The organism is Variovorax sp. FW305-3-2-15-B-LB1 (genome assembly GCF_058787635.1).
Genome location: NZ_JBYSZY010000108.1, coordinates 2,501 through 5,975 on the forward strand (window position 1 = coordinate 2,501; position 3,475 = coordinate 5,975).

General features: G+C 49.7%; 2 rRNA genes. Both read left to right on the forward strand.

The window, feature by feature from the left end:
- Window positions 1-210: 210 nt before the first annotated feature.
- Window positions 211-3,084, forward strand: a 23S ribosomal RNA gene (locus AC3WQR_RS31400).
- Window positions 3,085-3,212: 128 nt separating this feature from the next.
- Window positions 3,213-3,325, forward strand: a 5S ribosomal RNA gene (gene rrf / locus AC3WQR_RS31405).
- The last annotated feature ends 150 nt before the right edge of the window (window positions 3,326-3,475 follow it).

A 3,475-nucleotide genomic window follows, 5' to 3' on the forward strand; every position in this document is an offset into this window, starting at 1 on the left:
GTCGAATCAGCGTTGCTGATGGAAACTGCACATTCGTAAAGGTTTAGTGCAGACCGTGCCATCAGCAACATAGAATTTTTGATTGCGTCAAAAGAAACTTCAATTTCGAGTCAAATCGATATTGGAAGTACGGCATAACGCGTCAGGTGAAAGACCTGACATATTCCTTGAGATGATTTTGTAGTTTCGCAAGAAACGTCAAAGTTATAGGGTCAAGTGAATAAGAGCACGTGGTGGATGCCTTGGCAATGATAGGCGACGAAGGACGTGATAGCCTGCGATAAGCTTCGGGGAGCTGGCAAATTAGCTTTGATCCGGAGATTTCCGAATGGGGAAACCCACCTGCAAAGGTATCGCATGATGAATACATAGTCATGCGAGGCGAACCGGGTGAACTGAAACATCTCAGTAGCTCGAGGAAAAGACATCAACCGAGATTCCGAAAGTAGTGGCGAGCGAAATCGGAGAAGCCTGTTAGTGATAGCACAAGACATAACGGAACAGCTTGGAAAGGCTGGCCATAGCGGGTGATAGCCCCGTACGTGAAATGACCTGTGTGGTACTGAGCTAACGACAAGTAGGGCGGGACACGAGAAATCCTGTCTGAATATGGGGGGACCATCCTCCAAGGCTAAATACTCATCATTGACCGATAGTGAACTAGTACCGTGAGGGAAAGGCGAAAAGAACCCCGGGAGGGGAGTGAAATAGATCCTGAAACCGCGTGCTTACAAAAAGTAGGAGCCCGCAAGGGTGACTGCGTACCTTTTGTATAATGGGTCAGCGACTTACATTCAGTGGCAAGGTTAACCGAATAGGGAAGCCGTAGAGAAATCGAGTCCGAATAGGGCGATCAGTCGCTGGGTGTAGACCCGAAACCAAGTGATCTATCCATGGCCAGGATGAAGGTGCCGTAACAGGTACTGGAGGTCCGAACCGACTAGTGTTGCAAAACTAGCGGATGAGCTGTGGATAGGGGTGAAAGGCTAAACAAACTTGGAAATAGCTGGTTCTCTCCGAAAACTATTTAGGTAGTGCCTCAAGTATTACCATCGGGGGTAGAGCACTGTTTTGGCTAGGGGGTCATGGCGACTTACCAAACCAAGGCAAACTCCGAATACCGATGAGTACAGCTTGGGAGACAGAGCACCGGGTGCTAACGTCCGGACTCAAGAGGGAAACAACCCAGACCGCCAGCTAAGGTCCCTAAAATTGGCTAAGTGGGAAACGAAGTGGGAAGGCTAAAACAGTCAGGATGTTGGCTTAGAAGCAGCCATCATTTAAAGAAAGCGTAATAGCTCACTGATCGAGTCGTCCTGCGCGGAAGATGTAACGGGGCTAAGCCAGTTACCGAAGCTGCGGATTTGCAATTTATTGCAAGTGGTAGGAGAGCGTTCTGTAAGCCTGTGAAGGTGCGTTGTAAAGCGTGCTGGAGGTATCAGAAGTGCGAATGCTGACATGAGTAGCGTTAAAGGGGGTGAAAAGCCCCCTCGCCGTAAGCGCAAGGTTTTCTACGCAACGTTCATCGGCGTAGAGTGAGTCGGCCCCTAAGGCGAGGCAGAGATGCGTAGCTGATGGGAAACAGGTCAATATTCCTGTACCGATTGTTAGTGCGATGTGGGGACGGATCTTAATAGGTCATCCAGTTATTGGATTATTCTGGTTTAGTTGGATGTAGGCGTGCATTAGGCAAATCCGGTGCACATATACCGAGGCCAACGATCGAGCGGACTTGTCCGTGAAGTGACTGAACGAGGTTCCAGGAAAAGCCACTAAGCTTCAGCTAACAACGACCGTACCGCAAACCGACACTGGTGCGCGAGATGAGTATTCTAAGGCGCTTGAGAGAACTCAGGAGAAGGAACTCGGCAAATTGACACCGTAACTTCGGAAGAAGGTGTGCCCTATTAGTGTGTAGTGAACAACGAAGCATGAATGGGTTGCAAAAAATCGGTGGCTGCGACTGTTTATTAAAAACACAGCACTCTGCAAACACGAAAGTGGACGTATAGGGTGTGACGCCTGCCCGGTGCTGGAAGATTAAATGATGGGGTGCAAGCTCTTGATTGAAGTCCCAGTAAACGGCGGCCGTAACTATAACGGTCCTAAGGTAGCGAAATTCCTTGTCGGGTAAGTTCCGACCTGCACGAATGGCGTAACGATGGCCACACTGTCTCCTCCTGAGACTCAGCGAAGTTGAAATGTTTGTGATGATGCAATCTCCCCGCGGAAAGACGGAAAGACCCCATGAACCTTTACTGTAGCTTTGTATTGGACTTTGAACAGATCTGTGTAGGATAGGTGGGAGGCTTTGAAGCAGGGTCGCTAGATCTTGTGGAGCCAACGTTGAAATACCACCCTGGTGTGTTTGAGGTTCTAACCTAGGTCCATTATCTGGATCGGGGACAGTGCATGGTAGGCAGTTTGACTGGGGCGGTCTCCTCCCAAAGCGTAACGGAGGAGTTCGAAGGTACGCTAGTTACGGTCGGACATCGTGACGATAGTGCAATGGCATAAGCGTGCTTAACTGCGAGACTGACAAGTCGAGCAGATGCGAAAGCAGGACATAGTGATCCGGTGGTTCTGTATGGAAGGGCCATCGCTCAACGGATAAAAGGTACTCTGGGGATAACAGGCTGATACCGCCCAAGAGTTCATATCGACGGCGGTGTTTGGCACCTCGATGTCGGCTCATCTCATCCTGGGGCTGTAGCCGGTCCCAAGGGTATGGCTGTTCGCCATTTAAAGAGGTACGTGAGCTGGGTTTAAAACGTCGTGAGACAGTTTGGTCCCTATCTTCCGTGGGCGCTGCAGATTTGAGGAAGCCTGCTCCTAGTACGAGAGGACCGGAGTGGACACACCTCTGGTGTATCGGTTGTCACGCCAGTGGCATTGCCGAGTAGCTAAGTGTGGAAGAGATAACCGCTGAAAGCATCTAAGCGGGAAACTCGTTTCAAGATGAGATCTGCCGGGGCCTTGAGCCCCCTAAAGAGTCGTTCAAGACCAGGACGTTGATAGGTCAGGTGTGGAAGCGCAGTAATGCGTTAAGCTAACTGATACTAATTGCTCGTGCGGCTTGACCCTATAACTTTGATCAATCTGATCAGGGTGTTATGCCAAGTTGACGCATTCAAAATAATTCGCCAAAAGCTGATTCCAAACTCTATGAATTCGTTTGATTGATCGTGTGATCAATCGGACAACCCTTTATGCCTGATGACCATAGCGAGTTGGTACCACTCCTTCCCATCCCGAACAGGACAGTGAAACGACTCAGCGCCGATGATAGTGCGGGTTCCCGTGTGAAAGTAGGTCATCGTCAGGCTCTTACAGCCCAGAAAACCCCAGTCAGCAATGACTGGGGTTTTTTGCTTTGCGCAATGCAAAGATCAACTGCATAAAAAGCGCTGACTCGAAAGAAGCAGCGCTTTTTTTATTGCGGCAAACAACTGCTAATCAGGCGTTGTGAACTCCC